At 70.3% G+C, this 19,084-nt stretch carries 18 protein-coding genes; 5 read left to right on the top strand and 13 right to left on the bottom strand.

All coding sequences use genetic code 11. The annotated features are described in order from the left end of the window. Nucleotides 1-26: 26 nt before the first annotated feature. The 5 genes from ACZ466_RS33565 to rpsB all read right to left on the bottom strand — a co-directional run bounded on the left by ACZ466_RS33565 (nt 27) and on the right by rpsB (nt 5,479). Nucleotides 27-962 carry a phosphatidate cytidylyltransferase gene (locus ACZ466_RS33565; RefSeq protein ID WP_464044033.1) on the bottom strand — a complete coding sequence of 312 codons (936 nt, stop codon included), beginning with the start codon at nt 960-962 and terminating at the stop codon, nt 27-29. A 491-nt stretch (nt 963-1,453) separates the two neighbouring features. Beyond that, the gene (gene frr / locus ACZ466_RS33560) at nt 1,454-2,011 is read right to left on the bottom strand and encodes a ribosome recycling factor (RefSeq protein ID WP_378291872.1); all 558 of its coding nucleotides are present in this window, start codon (nt 2,009-2,011) and stop codon (nt 1,454-1,456) included. A 63-nt stretch (nt 2,012-2,074) separates the two neighbouring features. Continuing rightward, a complete protein-coding gene (pyrH, locus tag ACZ466_RS33555; protein WP_378291857.1) occupies nt 2,075-2,902 on the bottom strand; it encodes a UMP kinase in 828 nt (275 codons plus the stop codon). 525 nt (nt 2,903-3,427) lie between these two features. Beyond that, on the bottom strand, nt 3,428-4,264 hold the full coding sequence (gene tsf / locus ACZ466_RS33550) for a translation elongation factor Ts (protein ID WP_378291859.1): 837 nt from the start codon (nt 4,262-4,264) through the stop codon (nt 3,428-3,430). A gap of 225 nt (nt 4,265-4,489) precedes the next feature. Then, nucleotides 4,490-5,479: a 30S ribosomal protein S2 gene (gene rpsB / locus ACZ466_RS33545; protein WP_378291861.1), complete on the bottom strand. Its 990-nt coding sequence runs from the start codon at nt 5,477-5,479 to the stop codon at nt 4,490-4,492. A 400-nt stretch (nt 5,480-5,879) separates the two neighbouring features. Here rpsB and ACZ466_RS33540 point away from each other — a divergent pair, with 400 nt between their 5' ends. After that, a complete protein-coding gene (locus tag ACZ466_RS33540; protein ID WP_378291864.1) occupies nt 5,880-6,563 on the top strand; it encodes a M23 family metallopeptidase in 684 nt (227 codons plus the stop codon). Nucleotides 6,564-7,118: 555 nt separating this feature from the next. Here the strand turns inward: ACZ466_RS33540 and ACZ466_RS33535 are convergent. After that, entirely contained in the window at nt 7,119-8,024 is a 906-nt protein-coding gene (locus ACZ466_RS33535) for a tyrosine recombinase XerC (RefSeq protein WP_378291866.1), read from the bottom strand. Nucleotides 8,025-9,248: 1,224 nt separating this feature from the next. Between ACZ466_RS33535 and ACZ466_RS33530 the strand changes: the two genes are divergently transcribed. The 3 genes from ACZ466_RS33530 to dprA are packed head-to-tail and all read left to right on the top strand — an operon-like array spanning nt 9,249 to nt 12,310. Further along, on the top strand, nt 9,249-9,602 hold the full coding sequence (locus ACZ466_RS33530) for a YraN family protein (RefSeq protein WP_378286002.1): 354 nt from the start codon (nt 9,249-9,251) through the stop codon (nt 9,600-9,602). After that, on the top strand, nt 9,603-11,162 hold the full coding sequence (locus ACZ466_RS33525; RefSeq protein WP_378286003.1) for a YifB family Mg chelatase-like AAA ATPase: 1,560 nt from the start codon (nt 9,603-9,605) through the stop codon (nt 11,160-11,162). Further along, nucleotides 11,159-12,310, top strand: a complete 1,152-nt coding sequence (dprA, locus tag ACZ466_RS33520; protein WP_378286004.1) for a DNA-processing protein DprA — start codon at nt 11,159-11,161, stop codon at nt 12,308-12,310. Before ACZ466_RS33525 ends, dprA begins: the two co-directional genes overlap by 4 nt. On the opposite strand, the gene ACZ466_RS33515 is transcribed toward dprA, so the two are convergent. Both ACZ466_RS33515 and ACZ466_RS33510 read right to left on the bottom strand, forming a co-directional pair. Beyond that, nucleotides 12,304-12,618, bottom strand: a complete 315-nt coding sequence (locus ACZ466_RS33515) for a DUF2469 domain-containing protein (RefSeq protein WP_378286005.1) — start codon at nt 12,616-12,618, stop codon at nt 12,304-12,306. The two genes, dprA and ACZ466_RS33515, sit on opposite strands and share 7 nt — an antisense overlap. Then, nucleotides 12,615-13,355: a ribonuclease HII gene (locus ACZ466_RS33510; RefSeq protein ID WP_378286006.1), complete on the bottom strand. Its 741-nt coding sequence runs from the start codon at nt 13,353-13,355 to the stop codon at nt 12,615-12,617. The genes ACZ466_RS33515 and ACZ466_RS33510 overlap by 4 nt, the downstream gene beginning before the upstream one ends. A gap of 1,585 nt (nt 13,356-14,940) precedes the next feature. Here ACZ466_RS33510 and ACZ466_RS33505 point away from each other — a divergent pair. Next, nucleotides 14,941-15,885, top strand: coding sequence for a helix-turn-helix domain-containing protein (locus ACZ466_RS33505; RefSeq protein ID WP_378286007.1), 945 nt, complete (start codon nt 14,941-14,943; stop codon nt 15,883-15,885). A gap of 118 nt (nt 15,886-16,003) precedes the next feature. Here ACZ466_RS33505 and lepB read toward each other — a convergent pair whose 3' ends face one another. The 5 genes from lepB to ACZ466_RS33480 form a co-directional block, all read right to left on the bottom strand. After that, complete coding sequence (gene lepB, locus ACZ466_RS33500; protein WP_464041785.1) at nt 16,004-16,867, bottom strand: signal peptidase I; 864 nt, start codon at nt 16,865-16,867, stop codon at nt 16,004-16,006. 179 nt (nt 16,868-17,046) lie between these two features. Continuing rightward, entirely contained in the window at nt 17,047-17,397 is a 351-nt protein-coding gene (rplS, locus tag ACZ466_RS33495) for a 50S ribosomal protein L19 (protein ID WP_067461562.1), read from the bottom strand. A 131-nt stretch (nt 17,398-17,528) separates the two neighbouring features. Further along, complete coding sequence (gene trmD, locus ACZ466_RS33490; protein ID WP_378286009.1) at nt 17,529-18,317, bottom strand: tRNA (guanosine(37)-N1)-methyltransferase TrmD; 789 nt, start codon at nt 18,315-18,317, stop codon at nt 17,529-17,531. Continuing rightward, nucleotides 18,314-18,838, bottom strand: coding sequence for a ribosome maturation factor RimM (rimM, locus tag ACZ466_RS33485; protein WP_378286010.1), 525 nt, complete (start codon nt 18,836-18,838; stop codon nt 18,314-18,316). Before rimM ends, trmD begins: the two co-directional genes overlap by 4 nt. Before the next feature lie 2 nt (nt 18,839-18,840). Next, a complete protein-coding gene (locus tag ACZ466_RS33480) occupies nt 18,841-19,083 on the bottom strand; it encodes an RNA-binding protein (RefSeq protein ID WP_151568089.1) in 243 nt (80 codons plus the stop codon). Nucleotide 19,084: the final 1 nt, after the last annotated feature.

Here is a 19,084-nt window from a genome sequence, read left to right as displayed (position 1 = left end):
CGTCGCGCGGCGCGGCTGACCAGCGGCTAGCTGGAGGGCGTGAACAGCTCCAGAAGCAGCCACACCACGGGGGCCGCGGCAAGGAGCGAGTCCAGGCGGTCCATGACGCCTCCGTGCTCGGGGAGCAGGGACCCCATGTCCTTGATGCCGAGGTCGCGCTTCAGCATCGACTCGATCAGGTCGCCCACGGTGGCGGTGACCACGGCCGCGGCGCCGATCAGAACACCGTGCCACCATGCGCCGTCGTGCAGCAGCCACCACATGAGCCACGCGCCCACCAGCATGCAGGCCAGCGCGGACCCGGTCACGCCCTCCCACGTCTTCTTGGGGCTGATGGTCGGCGCCAGTTTGTGGCGGCCGAAGAACGTTCCCGCGAAGAAACCGCCGATATCGCTGGCCACCGTCACCGAAATGAAGATCACGATCCGGTGGTGGCCGTCGTCCGGCGCCATCAGCAGCGCGACGATCCCGCCCATCAGGATCAGGTAGCCGGTGACGAACACCGCCGCGGTGACGTCCCGCACGTACCCGTCGGCGGGCCCGTCGGCCATCCGCCACACCAGCACGGTCAGGACGATCAGCGCCAGGGAGGCGACGAGCGCCTCGGGCCCCCACGTGTACGCGGCGACCGGGGCCGCGACGAGCCCCACGCCGAGCGGGAGCATGGGCACGCGGATGTCCCGGGTCTTGAACGCTCCCGCAAGCTCGCGCAGGCCGAGCAGGAGGAAGACGATCATGACCGCAAGGAAGAGTTCCTTGACGTAGTACAGGGAGAGCAGGACGAGCGCGCCCAGTCCGAGGCCGACGCCGACCGCGATGGGCAGATTGCGTCCGGACCGTCTCTTGGGTGGATCAGCCGTGACGGCGACTCCGTCGTCCGGCCCCTCTGGGACGGCCCCAGCGGTTTCGGCACCGGCGCCCTCATCGGCGGTCCGGTCGGTCGCCGGACGATCGCCGCTCAGGGGACCTCCCGCGTTCGCATCCGCCTCGCCGACGGGCTCAGACTCACCTGAGCCGCCCCCGGTCGTGACGTCGGACTCTGGGACGGCCGAGGGCGTCGAAGCGGCATCCGAAGCACCGGGAGAGGGCCGCTCCCCCCGCCCAAGGGGCTCCTCAGGCCGCCCTTCGACCGCGTCGAGCCTTTCGAGCTCCGGATCAGGCTCCCGCTTCCGCTCCGCGCCGGAATCCGACTCCGCCCCCGGCGCGGGAACCGGCCGACCCGAACCGGAACCGCTCGGACGACCAGAGGCGTCGTCCGGCGGCACCACGGCGGCGACACCGGTCTCGGGCACGGCCTCCACGGTCCTGGAGGCGATGTCCTCAGAACCCGCGGCGGAAGACACGACGGGCGGCACGGGGGGCAGGCCGGGCTCGGCGGCCCCGACGAGGGCGGGGCCGGGAGCCTGCGGCTCACCCGGGGAGCCCGCGGGCTCCCCGGTTCGGTCGAGTCTCATCAAACCTCGAGCAGTTCGGCCTTCTTGTGCTCGAGGAGCTCGTCGATCTGCGCGACGTAACGATGCGTCGTGTCGTCGAGCTCCTTCTCGGCGCGCCGGACGTCGTCCTCGCCGGCCTCGCCGTCCTTGGCCAGCTTGTCGAGGGCCTCCTTGGCCCGCCGCCGGATGTTGCGGATGGAGATCCGGCTGTCCTCCGCCTTGCCGCCCGCCACCTTGATGAACTCCCTGCGGCGCTCCTCCGACAGGTCCGGGAACACGACCCGGATCACGTTGCCGTCGTTGGTGGGGTTCACCCCGAGGTCGCTGTCGCGGATGGCCTTCTCCACCGCCTGCATGGACGACTTGTCGAAGACCTGGACGATCACCATCCGGGGCTCGGGCAGGGTGAACGACGCCAGCTGGTTGATCGGCGTCGGCGTCCCGTAGTACTCGGCGGTGATCTTGTTGAACATGGCGGGGGTGACCCGGCCGGTGCGGATGGCCTGGAAGTCCTCCTTGGCGACCGCGACCGCCTTCTCCATCTTCTCCTCTGCCTCGAGGAGGGTCTCGTCGATCACTTCGACTCCCATGTCATCAGGTCGGCCCTTGTCCGTGCCGGTCCGTACCGCGGGTGGAGCGGATCAGCTGTCCGCCGGACTGACCAGCGTGCCGATCTTCTCACCCCGGACGGCCCGGACGATGTTGCCCTGTCCCATGAGGTCGAAGACCACGATGGGAAGCGCGTTGTCCATGCAGAGGCTGATGGCCGTGGCGTCCATGACCTTCAGGCCCCGCTGTAGAACCTCACCGTAATCCAAACGGTCGAACTTCACCGCGTCCGAATTCTTACGGGGGTCCGCGTCGTACACTCCGTCCACCTGGGTGGCCTTCAGGACGGCCTCCGCGCCGATCTCCAGCGCGCGCTGGGCGGCGGTGGTGTCGGTGGAGAAGAACGGCTGGCCCAGCCCGGCCCCGAAGATCACCACGCGGCCCTTCTCCAGGTGCCGCATGGCGCGGCGCGGGATGTACGGCTCGGCCACCTGGCTCATGGTGATCGCGGTCTGGACCCGGGTGTCGAGGCCGAGCTTCTCCAGGAAGTCCTGCAGCGCCAGGCAGTTGATCACCGTGCCGATCATGCCCATGTAGTCGCCGCGTCCGCGGTCCATGCCGCGCTCGGCCAGGGCCGCGCCGCGGAACATGTTGCCGCCGCCGCAGACCACCGCGACCTGCACGCCGTCGCGCACCGCCTCGGCGATCGCCTCCGCGACGTGCTGGACCACCTCGGGGTCGATGCCCAGCGGGTCGCGCCCGGCGAAGGCCTCGCCCGAGAGCTTCAGGAGCACCCGTTTCCAGCCCGCTCGGGGCCCGTGCTGCGCGCGCGCCTCGTGCTCGGCGGGCTCGGCGCGCCGCTCGTCCGGCGCCGGCGACGACGACGCCGCCGTAGGGTCACTGGTCGTTGGCTCCGGCACGTCGGCGGCCTCCTCGTTACGGCGTCTGGTGACTCGTCGGGGTCCTGTTTCCAGGATTCCCGCTCAACTCGTGTTTCCTCGGTTCGCGACCCTCGTTCGACGGTATAGGGCCGAACCCGCCGCGCCGGCGTGGGCGCCCGCCCCACACCGCCCAAGCTCCGGCGGTACGGGGGCGAATCGCGGCCGACCCCGGTCCTTGAACCTTGCCCGGCATGAGCCCGGTCACTCTCACCCGCTGACTAGACCCTACGCCCTCGGCAAAGATCACCGACCGGAAAACTCCGACCCTGTCCGGACCCCGGCCGTCACCGTCCGCTCACCGAAAGGCCCCGTTCGGTGAACGGGGCCGTTACTCACGGTGGACGCCGCGCCGGACGATCGTCCGCCTGGGACGGCGTCCTCCCGAAAACGGGCCGATCCGTAACGGATCGGCCCGATGCTTCCAGGGCGGCCCGGCAGACCGTCCCGGATCCGGACGGTCGAAACGGGGCCTGGTCTCGGGAGACCGGCCCCGCCCTCCCGAGATCAGGCCTGGCCGACCTTGAAGCGCGCGAAGCGGACGACCTTCACGCCCGCCTCGTCCAGCACCTTGGCGATCGTCTTCTTGTTCTCCTTGACGAACGCCTGCTCCAGCAGCACGAAGTCGCGGAAGTACGCGTTGACGCGCCCCTCCACGATTTTCGGGATGGCCTTCTCGGGCTTGCCCTCGTCGCGGGTCAGCTGCTCGGCCAGCGCCCGCTCCTTCTCGATCGCCTCGGCGGGGATCTCGTCGCGGGTGAGGTACTTGGGGGCCATCGCGGCGATCTGCTGCGCGATGTCCTTGGCTACCTCGGCGTTCTGGGAGTCCAGCTCGACGAGCACGCCGGTGGTCGGCGGCAGCGACGGGTCGGACTTGTGCAGGTAGCTGGCCACGTACTCGCCGGTGAAGTGGGCGAAGCGGCGCAGCTCCAGCTTCTCGCCGATCTTGGCGCTGTTCTCCTCGATCAGGGCTTGGACGGTCTTGCCCGGCTCGATCTCGCTGGACTGCAGGGCCTGCGCGTCGGCGGCGCCGCTGGAGACCGCGAACTTGACCAGCCGGTCGGCGAGCTCGATGAACTGCTCGTTCTTGGCGACGAAGTCGGTCTCGCAGTTGAGCTCGAGGATCGCGCCGTCGCCGTCGCCGGCGAAGTGCTGGGCGACCAGGCCGTTGCCGGCGGTGCGCTCGGCGCGCTTGCCCACGTCCTTGGCGCCCTTGAGGCGCAGCAGCTCGACCGCCTTGTCGAAGTCGCCCTCGGCCTCGGTCAGCGCGTTCTTACAGGCCATCATGCCGGAGCCGGTCAGCTCCCGGAGCCGCTTCACGTCAGCGGCGGTGAAGTTCGCCATCGCTCTCTTCGTCTCTGTGGTGGTGAACGTCTGGTGGAGATTGGAAGATCTGGGTCGCCGTAGGGCCCGGAGCGTCGTCCCGGCTCGAACCCGCGGGACAGGACGCCGTCCCGTTGCCCGGACCGTCGCGCCAACGAAATGGTCGCTCAGGACAATCCCGGCATCAACCGCGACGTCCCGGCGGAGCGGCCCCGGGGCGCGGACGGCGCCCCGGGGTCCGCATCGTCAGCTCTGCCCGGTGCTCCCGAGCTCGGCCTGGTCCTCCTTGACCTCGGCCGGAGCGTCGGCGGGGGCCTCCGTGGCGGCCTCGGCCTCGGGCGCGACCTCGGCTTCGGGCGCGGCCTCGGGCGCAGCCTCGGCCTCGGGCGCGGCGGGAGCCTCGCCCTCGGCGGGCTTGGCAGCCTCGGCGGCCTCGGCGCCTGCCTGCTCCTTGTTCTCCAGCAGCGCGCGCTCCCACTCGGCCAGCGGCTCGGCGGCGGCCACGCCCTCGGCCGGCTTCTCCTCGCCGCCGGTCGCGGCGCCGGCGCGGGCGATGAGCCCGTCGGCGACCGCGTCCGCGACCACCCGGGTCAGCAGGCTGACACTGCGGATCGCGTCGTCGTTGCCCGGGATCGGGTAGTCGACCTCGTCCGGGTCGCAGTTGGTGTCGAGGATCGCCACGACCGGGATGCCGAGCTTCTTGGCCTCGTTGACCGCGATGTGCTCCTTCTTGGTGTCCACGATCCAGACGGCGCTGGGCACCTTGGCCATGTCGCGGATACCGCCGAGGGTGCGCTCCAGCTTGTCCTTCTCGCGGCGCAGCCCCAGGAGCTCCTTCTTGGTCATGCCGGAGCCGGCGACATCGTCGTAGTTGATCTCCTCCAGCTCCTTGAGCCGGGTGAGCCGCTTGTGGACGGTCGAGAAGTTGGTGAGCATGCCGCCCAGCCAGCGCTGGTTGACGTAGGGCATGCCGACGCGGGTGGCCTGCTCGGAGATGGTCTCCTGGGCCTGCTTCTTGGTGCCGACGAACAGGATCGTGCCGCCGTGCGCGACCGTGGCCTTGACGAACTCGAAGGCGCGGTCGATGTAGGACAGCGACTGCTGCAGGTCGATGATGTAGATGCCGTTGCGGTCAGTGAGGATGAACCGCTTCATCTTCGGGTTCCACCGGCGGGTCTGGTGGCCGAAGTGAACGCCGCTCTCGAGCAGCTGCCGCATGGTGACGACGGGTGCCATGTCCCGTACTCTCCTTCTCCGGCCCGTTACCGGGCCACGTTTGGTTGATTGCCTGCGTCCGGACACAACCCCGCCGTCACCGAGATGACGGACCGAGGGGTCGCGCCCCACCATGCGAAGCAAGTGGCTGGCGGACGCATGAATTCGGCCGCGTACACGACCGTCGGCCCGGGATCGCCGCCCGGGCCTGTGACCTGTCCGCTCGACGATGGAGCGGCTTCTCGTTCTGCCGGCCGCGGTGGCCGGTCGAGCGACGGCCAAGCCCTGACCGGTGACCATTCGGGCACGGACCCTAGGTTATCAGGGCCCGGAGGGCGCCGGGGAACGCCGGATCCGCAGGGTTATCCACAGTTCGCGAACCCTCTGTTCCGCCGCCCCGCGGCCCCGGCACACTGCGCTCATGACGCTCCTCACATTGCTGCTCACCTTCGCGCTGCCCGCCTGGATCCCAGCCCAGTCCGACGCGTGGCGCTGGCCGTTAGGGCCGCCCGCGCCCCAGGTCGTGAGAACGTTCTCGCCGCCGCCCCAGCCCTGGGGCCCCGGCCACCGGGGCGTGGACCTCGCCGCCCGTCCGGGCCAGCCGGTGTACGCCGCGGGGGCGGGACGCGTCTCGTACGCGGGTCACTTGGCGGGACGCGGCGTCGTCGCCATCACCCACGGCGCGCTGCGCACGACCTACCTCCCCGTGCGTCCCATCGTCCAAGCGGGCCACGACGTCCGGGCGGGCTCCCGCATAGGCACGGTGGAGCCGTCCGCCCACTGCCCCGCCCCCTGCCTCCACTGGGGCCTCCTACGGGGCCACGCCTACCTCGACCCGATCAACCTCGTCCGACCGGAGGTCCGCCTGCTCCCGCACTGGCCAACCCCGAGCCCTCAGCCCGAAACCCCGCGGCCCACCTCGTCCAGCACGGAGATGGGCCTGCGCGACGCCACAACGGCAGGCAGCGGCGCACTCGCAGGGATGCTGTTCGCATTCACCCTGATGTCGCTTTGGCGACACGGCCGCCCCAGACGCCCTCTCCCACCCGGTGTGATCGACCTGACCCGCGAACGCCGAGAACGCCGCCTACGAAGAGCCCGCTAACCCCCACCCCTCCGAGGCACCACCCCACCTCGGAGGGGTGGCCACCCCAAAACGGCCGTCACGCCGCCGACGGCCCCCAAGCCGCCCCCAGCCCACGCAAACCCCAAAACCACTCCACAACCCACGCCCGACACCCCACGCCCGCTGACGGCACCACCCCACTCGAGACGTCGGGAGCGCCCAGCCAGCGGGCGCGCCACCCGCTGGCCACCCACGAGTGCCCGCTGCGACCAGCGCCAGCACAGGGGCGCGACCTAACAACCCACGCATGCCTCATGACCAACAGCCCACCTGCCCACCTGCCCACCTGCCCACCTGCCCAATCAACCCACGGAAAGGCCCACAAGCCCCAGACGGCCACTTGAACCACACCCAAAGCCCGACACGCCCCCGCAAGTCCCACACGCCTAGTTCATGCCGCAACGCCACGCCACCATGTCGCAGGGCCTGTGGCCAAGGCGGGGCACCCTCGCACATGCCGGTATCCCCGAGTCACCGAGGCCCCCTCAGCCAAACTCCCCGGTGAAACCGGAGGCTGGGAACAACTGGACGGGACTACTCGGCCCCACGGGGGTGCGCCTGGCGGTGCACCTGTCTGAGGCGTTCGGGCGAGACATGGGTGTAGATCTGCGTGGTCTGCAGCGACGCATGCCCGAGGATCTCTTGGACGCTGCGTAGATCCGCTCCGCCTTCGAGCAGATGTGTGGCGGCGCTGTGCCTGAGCCCGTGAGGACTCACGTCAGGCACCTCCCCCACCTCAGCGATACGGGCATGGACGATGCGTCGCGCACTGGTGGGGTGCAGGCGCCCACCGCGGGCGCCCAGGAACAGGGCCGGGCCGCTGTGCTCAGTCGCGATCGCCGGCCGTCCGGCTCGCAGCCAATCCCCCACAGCTCTGGTCGCAGGTTCTCCGACGGGCACGGTCCGTTCCTTGTTGCCCTTGCCCAGGACCCTCGCGGTACCCCGCTCGACATCGATGTCATCGACATCCAAGCCGCACAGTTCGCTGACACGCACGCCCGTGCCGTACAGCACCTCGAGCACGGCCAGATCCCGCAGCCCCAAGGGGCCTTCCACGTCCATCTGGTCCAGTAGCCGCGCGGCCTCATCCTGCCCCAGAACATTGGGCAGATCGCGATGCCGCTTGGGCGTCCCCAGCAGTTGCCCCGGATCCTTCTCGATCAGCCCGCGCCGATGCAGGTACGCCGTGAAGGTACGCACAGCCGCCGTACGGCGAGCCAGTGTGGCCCTGGACCGACCCTCCGCATGCTGTTGAGCCAACCACGCCCGCAGGACGTTGACGTCCAGACCGGCAGGTCCCTCCACGCCGACATCAACCGCGTAACGGCACAGATCCCGGAGGTCGCCTTCGTAGGCGCGCAAGGTATGCGGCGACACATCCCTCTCAGCCCGTAGATGCCGACGAAACCCTTCCAGCGCCTCTTGCAGCCCCTCGGTCACAACGCCCCCATACGGCTCCGCCCAACGTCCGACTCCAAGCACAGCAACAAGCCCGGTCCACGATCAAGCTCTCTTCGCCCCCAGACACCCTCCGCTGCTGAGGCGCTCCCAGGACATCCCCGCAACTCGACCGGCGCTGGGAACTGGCTCCCGCTCCGGGCGTACGCCACCTTGCACGACAACGTCCGCCCCGGCCAGCGGACCCTGCTGTTCACTTCGAGCCACCGTCTGGAGTCGATGGGCCGCGGACTCCCCAACCACCCAGCCAGCCTCAAACTTCTACTCGCTAACGACCCACTACCTCAGCGCGTCCTGCGCCCAGCCGTCCCTCCCGCATCTGGCTTGCCAATCCGCACTTCACACTGGCAGAGCCTTCGAGCTACGAGGAGCCCCCGGAACGTACGCAGTGACCCAGCCGACCACCCATGCACGCACGGGTGTGGCCGCCGCGCAACACCAAGGCTTGCGATAACCAACGTGCCGCGCCGCCCCGAGGGCTGCACTCGCCGCCGTCGCGATCGCCCCATGCCCCCGTCGATCACCCGCACCCCCGCGCACCCCAACCCCCCGCGCATCCCCCCGCGCATCCCAACCCCCCGCGCATCCCCCCGCGCACCCCAACCCGCCGCGCATCCCCCGCGCACCCCAACCCGCCGCGCATCCCCCGCGCATCCCAGCCCCCGCGCATCCCAGCCCCCGCGCATCCCAACTTCCGCGCATCCCAACTTCCGCGCATCCCCGCGCGCATCCAAACCGGCCCCGTATCCCACCCCGCCGCGTATCCATGCCACCGCGTATCCATGCCGCCGGATTCCTGGCCGCCGGCAGCAGCCTGGCCAGAGCGGGGGCGGCCAACCCCGGCCATCACCCTCAACTCCCTTGGTCCTCGCCAAGACGATCATTTCGGCGGAGTTCCACGGCTGCCCGGACGTACTTCGCCCCCCTCACCTCGGCTCACGCCCTGATCACGCAGGAGCGCGGACCGGTCTCCCCTGGCGGTCGCGCGAACCGCCCGAGCGCGTGCGCGGCGCGTGCGGCCGCGCACAGGGCCGCGCGCCGCACGGTCGCAGAACCACCAGTGCCAAGCACCAGCACTCAGACCGAAGTCGCCTCGACCGAAACTCTACGCACCTACATCGCTACGCAAAGTTATCCACAGAACGGGATTCCACTGTTGGCCGCGTCGCCCCTCCGGCAGCTTCGTAGGCGGAGGTGATGAGGTCCATGAACTCCAACCAAAGCCTCGGTGCGCGGGGTGAGAGTGCCGCCGCCGACTACCTCGCCCGCCTGGGCTGGACGGTCCTGGAGCGCAACTGGCGCTGCCGCGACGGCGAGCTCGACATCGTGGCGCACGACGGGACGCGGCATGTCGTCTGCGAGGTGAAGACCCGAAGTTCCACCGACTACGGCGACCCCCTGGAGGCGATCACGCCGGAGAAGGCCGTCCGTTTACGGCGGCTGGCCTGGCGGTGGGCCGCCGAGAACGGCGTGTCCGGGGCCAATGTCGGCGTCGATGTGCTCGGCCTGGTGATCGACCGGGACGGCTTCACGATCCAGCACCTGCGGGAGGTGTGCTGAATGGCCCTCGCCAGAACGCGTTCGGTCTCACTGGTCGGCGTAGAGGGCTTCGTGGTGGACGTCGAGGCCGCGATCACCAGCGGTGTGCCGGGCCTGCATCTGGTCGGCCTGCCGGACGCCGCGCTCAACGAGGCCCGCGACCGGGTCCGGGCCGCGGTCTACAACTCCGGCGAGGACTGGCCCAACCGCCATGTCACCGTCTCCCTCTTCCCGGCAAGCCTCCCCAAACGGGGTTCGATCTTCGACACGGCCATCGCGGTGGCGCTGATGGCGGCCGCGGAGGCGGTCCCGCCGACTTCCTGCGCGGGTCTGGTGGTGATCGGCGAACTGGGCCTGGACGGGCGGCTGCGGGCCATTCCGGGCGTGCTGCCCGCCGTCCTGGCGGCGGCCAACACGGGCTGCCGCAAGGTCGTCGTCCCCCATGCCAACAGCGCGGAAGCAAGACTGGTCCCCGATATGGAGGTGATCTCGGCCGGGACGCTGCGCGGTCTGCTCTGCCTTCTGCGCGACGAGCCGCCGCCGGTCGAGGAGCCCGTAGAGGAGCTCATGACGCCGCGCCGGTCGGCCGACGGCCTGGTGCTGCGCAACCAGGGCCACCGTGGCGATCTCGACCTGGCTGATGTGCGAGGCCAGGCCGAGGCACGTCACGCCTTGGAGATCAGCGCGGCGGGAGGGCACCACCTCTTCTTCAGCGGCCCTCCCGGCTGCGGGAAGACGATGCTCGCCGAGCGCCTGCCGACACTACTCCCGCCGCTGGACCGGGACGCGGCCCTGGAGGTCACGACCATCCATTCCGTGGCCGGCACGCTGCCCTTGGGGCAGCCGCTGATCGTCCAGGCGCCCTTCTACGCGCCGCATCACACCGCGTCCACGCCCGCGATGGTCGGCGGCGGTTCCGGACGGATGCTCCAGCCCGGAGCGGTCTCGCTCGCCCACCGCGGCATCCTGTTCCTGGACGAGGCGCCCGAGTTCCAGCGCGGGGTTCTCGACGCGCTCCGCCAGCCCCTGGAGGAAGGCGAGGTCCGGATCTCCCGCACCGAGGGAACGGCCAGCTTTCCCGCTCGCTTCACCCTCGTCCTGGCCGCGAATCCGTGTCCGTGCGCGGCCGCCAAAACGATCAACTGTTCCTGTGCCCCGAACATCCGGCGCAGATATCTCAGCCGGATCTCCGGTCCCCTGCTCGACCGGATCGACCTCAAACTGGAGCTCACACCCGCCACCCGCGCCGAGCTCCGCTACGACCTGGAGTTCGCCGAGAGCAGCGACGTGGTCGCCGAGCGCGTGCTGCTGGCCCGCGAACGCACCCTCAAACGCCTGGCGGACACGCCTTGGCGGTCCAACTCCGAGATCCCGGGGCCCGAGCTGCGCCGCAGGTACACGCCCCGGCCGGAGGCGATGATGGCCGCCGACGAGGCGCTCCAGAACGGCTCGCTCAGCGCCCGCGGCCTGGACCGGATCCTGCGGGTCGCCTGGACGATCTCCGACCTGGCAGGACGCGACGAACCCGGCGAGGACGACATCGGCGGCGCCCTCGCCCTGTGGACCGGGAGGAGACCATGACCGGCGACGACGAGCGTGCGGCGCGCGCGGCCCTGTGCGGGATCGCCGAGCCGGGCGACACATTCCTCAACCAGATCATCGATCACGTGGGCGCGTCCGCCGCGCTCGAGGCGATCCGCACCGGCCGGCTCCCCGCCGATCTGACCGCCACCGAAGGTGAGATACGGCGCCTGGAGCACTGGCGGATCCGGTTGCGGGCCAACGCGCCCGAGGAGGATATGGCCGTGTGTCAGGAGATGGGCATCCGCTTGGTGTGCCCCGGCGACCCCGAATGGCCCACCACTCTCGACGATCTCCAGGCGGCCCGCCCTTACGCGTTGTGGCTGCGCGGCCCGGCCGACCTTCGCCACCACTGCCTGCGCTCGGTGGCCATGGTGGGATCCCGCGCGGCATCGGGGTACGGGCTGCGCGTGGCCGCCGAGATGGCCTCCGAACTGAGCGAACGCGACTGGACCGTGGTCTCCGGCGGCGCCCTCGGCATCGATGCGGCCGCCCACCGCGGCGCCTTGGCCGCCGACGGCATGACCGTGGCGGTGTTCGCGAACGGCGTGGACGTCCCCTACCCCGGAGGCAATGACGGCCTCTTCGCCGAAATGGCCCGGCGCGCCCTCCTGATCAGCGAGTCACCGCCGGGCACCCCGCCGCACCGGCTCCGCTTCCTCGTCCGGAACAGGGTGATCGCCGCGCTGTCGCGGGGCACGGTGATCGTCGAGGCCGAGCAGCGCAGCGGGGCGCTCAACACCGCCGCCTGGGCCCGCAAGCTCGGCCGCTCCCTGATGGTGGTGCCGGGCCAGGTGGACTCCCGCTCGTCCGCGGGATGCCTCCGTCTGCTCCGAGAAGACCCGGACTCGACACTGGTCACCTGCTCCGACGAGGTCATCGAAATGGTGGGGCGGATAGGCGCCGATCTGGCACAGCGTCCCTCGGCCCCGGTGTTACCGCGCGACCGCCTCGACCGGCTCACCCGGGGCGTCCTGGAGGCCTTCCCGGCACGCGGAGCGGCGGGCCCGGCGCAGCTCGCCGCCAAGGCCGGAATGGACCTTCCCACGGTGAACGGGAAGCTGGGGCTGCTGTCGGCGGGAGGCTTCATCGAGCGCACCCCCGAGGGCTGGCGCCTCACCCGCGCGGCGAAATCCCGGGACTACTGATCGGAGGGCAGCTCGAAGTCGCTCTTGGCCAGTTCCTCGACATTGACGTCCTTGAAGGTGACGACACGGACGTTCTTGACGAAACGGGCTGGCCGGTACATGTCCCAGACCCAGGCGTCCTGCATCGTGACCTCGAAGAAGACCTCGCCGTTCTCGGTGTCGCGCACCTGCAGGTCGACCGAGTTGGTGAGGTAGAAGCGCCGCTCGGTCTCGACCACATAGGTGAACAGGCCGACGACGTCCCGGTACTCGCGATAGAGCTGCAGCTCCATCTCGGTCTCGTACTTCTCGAGATCCTCGGCGCTCACGCTCGTGCCCCTTCCGTCCGGCCGTCGCCGGGGACCTCTTCCACGAGGTCGCCCCCGGTTTCCTCCCCCAAGGCCACCTCCCCATTCTTACGCAAGGCCCGCCCCACATTGACAAAGGAGAACCGATGCTCAGGACACGGACCGTGTTCGGCCAGCGCCGCCGAATGTTCCCGCGTCACATAGCCCTTGTGCACATCGAAGCCGTACTGCGGATAGCGCCCATTGAGCTCCACCATGATCCTGTCTCGGGTCACCTTCGCCACGATGGACGCGGCGGCCACGCACGCGGCCACCTGATCCCCCTTGATCACCGCCAGGGCCGGCACCCCGACCCCCGGCACCCTGAACCCGTCGCTCAGCACGTACGCGGGCCGCCGCTCCAGCGCAGCCAGCGCCCGCCGCATCCCGGTGACATTGCAGCGATGCACACCGATCCGGTCGATGTCATGGCACGGGACGACGATGGCGCTCCACGCCTCCGCCCGCTGGACGATCTGCTCGTACAGCACCTCCCGCCGCGCAGGCGTGAGCAACTTGGAATCGGCCAACCCTTCGATTCTGCCGCGCCGTCCACCGCGCAAAATCACCGCCGCCACCACCAACGGCCCCGCACAGGCCCCGCGCCCCGCCTCGTCGACACCCGCGACCGGGCTCAATCCGGCATGCTCCAAGACGCGCTCATAGGCGTGCAAACCTGCGTCTCGTCGCGGCGTGTAACGGAGTGGACGACCCTTCATGCTCCGCAGCGTACGTCGCCGAAGCCCCTCAAGGCGCCCCGAATCCCCCCTTCGGGCACCCCACCATGCCACCACCGAAAGAATCACCAGCCCACACCCGGCCCCATCCCACGAAGTAACCCGCCTCACAAGCCAACGCCCCCACCCGATCAACACCCCTGCCCCCGCCCCCGCTCCTCCACACACGAGCAACACCACCCCATGCCCCGCCCAGCGCGCCCCCACCAACCCGCGCCGCCCGGCCCCACCCGCACACACGACACCATCCGCAGCCACACCACCACCGCAGCAAGAAGCCCGCGCCCAGCCCGCGACTCAACGCCTTACCCCGTGCCCCCCAAAAGGACCCTCGCACCAGACCACTCAAGGGCAAGTGCGATCAACCCCAGCACACGCACATGCCACACCAGCCACCGCCACTTGCAAGCAGCCCCCCGGCCCGCGCCAGCAAGCACGCCCCACCACCCGCAGGCACGACACCGTCCCAGCCACACCACCGCCCCGGGAGGAAACTCGCGCCCAACCCCCTATTCAGGCATACCAACGTCGCCGCCCTTGCGCTGCCTCGCACACCAGCGACCACGCTCGCTCCCGTCGCGGACATCCATGCGGCCACCACCCGCACGTGTCACATCAGCGGTGACCGCGCCGCCACCAGCTCCAGCGCGCCAGACCGCTCAAAGGCCCGCGCGAGTGCCGAGCAACCCACCACCTGCATTGCCACACCAGCCGCAGAGCGCCGCGTCCAGCAGCACGATGCGTTGGGCGGCGCTGACGACGCCCGGCGCGCCCGTTGCGGTGGTGCCCACCTTGGTCGCGGCGGCCGCGTTCGAGCCCGCCGTCGGCAGCCATGCCGCGTCCCTGACCGATTGGAGACCCCTCGATCCGCAGCGGCGGGCAATACAACGTGATCCAGAGGGAGGTCGCCGCCCCATCCGCAGCGCCCGGTTTGCACCCGCTCTCCAACCCCACACGGCCCCGCGCACCAGCAACCGGGTCAAACTGCATGCGTATGTGCCCGTCAAGCCCTCGCCCGCACATGCCAGACGGCCGCAGCGCATCGCCGCCCGGGAGGGGAATCCGAGCCCAGGCCGGCATTCAAACCCATACGGATGCCGCTGCCTCTCGCACGGGGCGTGGATACCAGCGACCGCTCGCACTCGTCGCGGATATCCATCCAGCGCTAGTCGGCGGCGGGCCCCTCCGGGGGAACGGCCGGTTGCGACGGCGCCCGTCGAGATCCCTGCTGCTCCTCGGTACATGGCGTCGTCCAGGCCGGGGACGCCCTGCGTCCCCGGCCGGCACGTCCCAGCTCTTCCGCGTGCGCGCCCCGACCGGGCGCGGGCGCGGACGCAGCGCCCTGACCAACCGGGGGGATGCGCAGCCCACCCGCGCCACCTGACTTGACCATGATCTTGGTGACACGTGACCGGTGGATGTTTGATCAGCAAGAAGACCTCCGGGCGGTAGCGGAGTTACACGCTTCACCGACGACCTGGGGTCTTGATGGGTCACGCTAACGCCCGGCTGACGTTCCGCGGCAGATGCCTGCTGGTTCGCCGTGTCGTGCTGAAGGGACGCGCACGTGGCGGCCGAGCTGGGGGTCTCGCGCCAGTACGCGCACCGGCGGATGGGCCGGTTCCGCCACCAGGGCTGGGACGGGCTGGCCGATCGGCGCAGCGGACCCCGTTTCTGCCCGTCGCGGACCCCGGCCCAGGTCGACGAGCGGGTGCCGGCGGTCCGACGCGAGCTGCGTGCCGGGCCCGACCGCACGCCCGCGCGACCGGGGCCAGCCCGCACGGTCACCAGGACCCTGCACCGCCACGGCGTCCCCGCCCTGGCGGCCTGCGACCCGGGCACCGGGCAGCAGATCCGCGCCTCGCGCATGAGCCCGCAACGCTATGAGCACGCGGCGCCGGGCGAGATGATCCATCTGGACGTCAAACTGCGGACCAGTGCCGACCGGCACCCTGGACGCTACGGCTGCAGACCGTGCACCTGGCCTCGATTGAACAAGTCAAGAGCCTGGCCCACGCGCCTCATCGCAGTTGTGTCCCCCCGCTGTCCGCCGGTGCGGCTCCAGCCTGTCGAACGCGGCCAGGAGGATCCGGTGCCCACATGGCAGGGCCGAGCGCTTCAACCGCACCCTCGCGCTCGCCGGGCAGGACCCGTATCGGTGCTGCCAGCCATCGCACGGGTGGCTGGAGAGCCTTCACTCGGCGTTCCGCTCCGGATGATCGTTCCAGTGCGCTGTGGCGGGGGCGCTGCTGGTGCGGGCCGGCGGCATCGCACGGGTGGCTGGGGAGCCTTCACTCGGCGTTCCGCTCCGGACGATCTTTCCTATGCGCTGTGGCGGGGGTGCTGCTGGTGTTGTTTCGGCGGCTTGGAGGAGCCGGGCATCGCACGGCAGCGACCGGTCGTACCTCGCCGGCGTGGGTGCTCACCTACAGATCACTTGGTTCAGCAAGATCACTTTTCGCACCTGGAGATGCGCCCCGCATATCGGTGGCTAGCGGACCGGCTTTTGTGAGGAGAGCCTTGTGCTGGGTTCCGATTGCTTGGAGCCGTGCCGCTTACCTCGGACGGGGTCTTGCGGCAGTGATTGCTCGGGCTCGATGGTGTGGGCGGCCAGCGGGAACCGCTGCGTCCTAGCGGTTGCGGAGGCGGCGGGTCAGGTAGGTGATGGGGACGGCGCCTATCAGGCCCAGGGCCATGGGGGTGGCTGGGAGGGCTACGGAGGCGGCGCTCATGGCCGGTTGTTCGAAGGTCTTGGGGATGGGGAGCGTGTCGATGCGGTTGAGCGGCCAGACGATGACGAAGGCTCGGCCGATCACGCGGCTGGTGGGGATGGTGCCGCCGCCCGGGTCGCCGCGGTGGGAACGGGAGTCGTACGAGAGCTCGCGGTGGTCGCCCATCACCCAGAGCTGGCCGTCCTTGACGGTGACCTCGAACGGGTCGTTGGACGGCTTGTTCTGCTCCTGGGTCACCGGGTCGGTGTAGAGGTAGGAGCTCTCGTTGAGGGGGACGCCGTTCACCGTGACGCGGCCCTGGGCGTCGCAGCACTTCACCTGGTCGCCGGGGATGCCGATGACCCGCTTGATGTAGTCCTTCTCGTTGGGCGCGACACCGAAGGCGCCGCCGATGGCGCGGAGCACCTTGGAGACGGGGTTGCTCGGCTCCTGGACCTGCGTCTCCGGGTCCCAGGAGTCGAGGCCGTTGAAGACGACGATGTCACCGCGCTTGATGTCCCGGGTGTGGTAGACGATCTTGTTGACCAGCACCCGGTCGCCGATCTGCAGGGTGTTCTCCATCGACCCCGACGGGATGTAGAACGCCTGGACGGCGAAGGCCTTGATGACAAGGGCGAGCACCAGAGCGACCCCGATCAGGATCGGGAGCTCCTTCCAGAAGGACCCCTGTTTCTTCTTCTTGCCATCGGAGGAGTCGCGCTCCTGGTCGGAGGTCACGGTCTGCTCTTCGTCGGGCACCGCGCCCTCGGCCTCGGATCGCACGTTTCTCCGATCGTCCTCATCGTCCATCAGAACGAAAGCCTATCGGCGTGGAAGCCCCGGCACCGCGTCCGCGGCCCGTGTCGTCCCCTGTCGAGTCGGGCTTCGTACGTACAACCCCGCCTCAAACGGGCAACGCCCCGGCGACCGCAGAGGGTTCCCGGGGCGTTGGAGGCCGAAACTCAGAAGTCGCGCTTCTCCTTGATGCGGGCCGCCTTGCCCCGCAGGTTGCGCAGGTAGTAGAGCTTGGCGCGGCGCACGTCACCGCGGGTCACGACCTCGATCTTGTCGATCGAGGGGCTGTTGAGCGGGAAGGTCCGCTCGACGCCGACGCTGTAGCTGACCTTGCGGACGGTGAAGGTCTCGCGGGCGCCGCCGCCCTGCCGCCGGATCACCACGCCCTGGAAGACCTGGATCCGGCTCCGGTTGCCCTCGGTGACGCGGACGTGCACCTTGAGCGTGTCGCCCGGACGGAAGTCCGGGACGTCGGCGCGCATCGCGGCCTTCTCGATCTCCTGGATCAGGGTGTGCATCGCAGCGGTTCCTCGCAGGTCGAACGCGGACGTCGAGAGGCCCCGTCAGGATGGTGCGGGGGGCGTCGCGCCGCGCGAAATGGATCTTCTTCGAAGTCTGGGCACCGCACAGCAGCGCGCACGGTGACGCTCTAGTGTGCCATAGGTTCGCCGTCGACCGGAAAACCGGCCTCTTCCAGCACCCGCCGATCATGCTTGTCGAGCAGGGCCGGATCCAGCCGGACGAGCAGCTCGGGGCGGTTGCGCGCGGTACGGCGCAGGGCCTCGTCGCGGCGCCAGCGGGCGATGGCCCCGTGGTTGCCGGACAGCAGGACGTCCGGAACGGCGCGTTCACGCCACATCGGGGGCTTGGTGTAGACGGGGCCCTCGATGAGGGACTCCATCGCGCCGGGGGCGAACGAGTCGTCGGCCACCGAGTCGGCGTTGCCCAGGACGCCGGGCAGCAGCCGTCCGACGGCCTCCACGATCACCAGGACGGCGACCTCTCCGCCGGCGAGCACGAAGTCGCCGAGGCTGACCTCGTCGACTCGCATCCGGGTCCGGGCGTCCTCGACCACGCGGGTGTCGATGCCCTCGTACCGGCCGCAGGCGAACACCAGCCACTCTTCGGCGGCGAGTTCGGCCGCCATCGCCTGGGTGAACGGGCGCCCGCTCGGCGTCGGCACGAGGAGGCGGGGCGTGCGGGGCGCGTCCGGGGGCGCGACGGTGTCGAGGGCCTCGCCCCAGGGTTCGGGTTTCATGACCATGCCCGGTCCGCCGCCGTACGGGGTGTCGTCGACCGTGCGGTGCCGGTCGTGCGTCCATTCCCGCAGGTCGTGCACGTGGACGTCGAGCAGGCCGGCCCGGCGGGCCTTGCCGAGCAGGGAGACGTCCAGCGGGGCGAAGTAGTCCGGGAAGATCGTGACGATGTCGAGTCTCATAGGTCCAGGCCGGGCGGGGGGTCGATCACCAGGCGGCCGCCGGGGACGTCCACCTCGGGGACCAGCGCGGCCACGAACGGCACCAGCGCCTCGCCCCCGCCGGAACGGCCGATCACCAGCAGGTCCTGCCCGGTGTGCAGGATCTCGGCGACCTCGCCGATCTCCTCCCCCGCGACGGTGACGACCCGGAGCCCGACCAGCTCCTGGTCGTGGAACTCGTCGGGATCGTCGGAGTCGATGATGTCCTCGGGGTCGACGACCAGCCAGGCGCCGCGCAGTTCCTCCGCGGCGTCGCGGTCGCCGACCCCGGCGAAGCGCACGAGCAGGCGGCCCGAATGCCGGCGGGCACGCTCGATGGTCAGCGGACCGGCGGCCTCCGGGTCGGTGGCGAGCACGGCGCCCGCCGCGAACCGGAGATCCGGGTCGTCGGTGCGGACGTCGACGGTGAGCTCACCACGGACGCCGTGCGGCCGTCCGATCCGGCCGATCACGAGCCGATCGGACGGCCCGCGGGAGGTCATGATCAGCGGACCTCGTTGACGTCGAGCAGGTCGACGCGCACGTACCGGCCCCCGGACAGGGCGCTGATGACCGTGCGCAGGGCCTTGGCGGTACGCCCGCTTCGGCCGATGACCTTGCCGAGGTCCTCGGGGTGCACGCGCACCTCCAGGACCCGGCCGCCCCTGATCCGGCGGGCGCGCACCCGGACGTCGTCCGGGTGCTCGACGATCCCGCGCACCAGGTGCTCGAGCGCTTCTTCGAGCACG

This window comes from Actinomadura rugatobispora, assembly GCF_055379765.1.
Note: the sequence above shows the minus strand (reverse complement) of the source record. Positions and strands in the feature narration are given on the sequence as shown.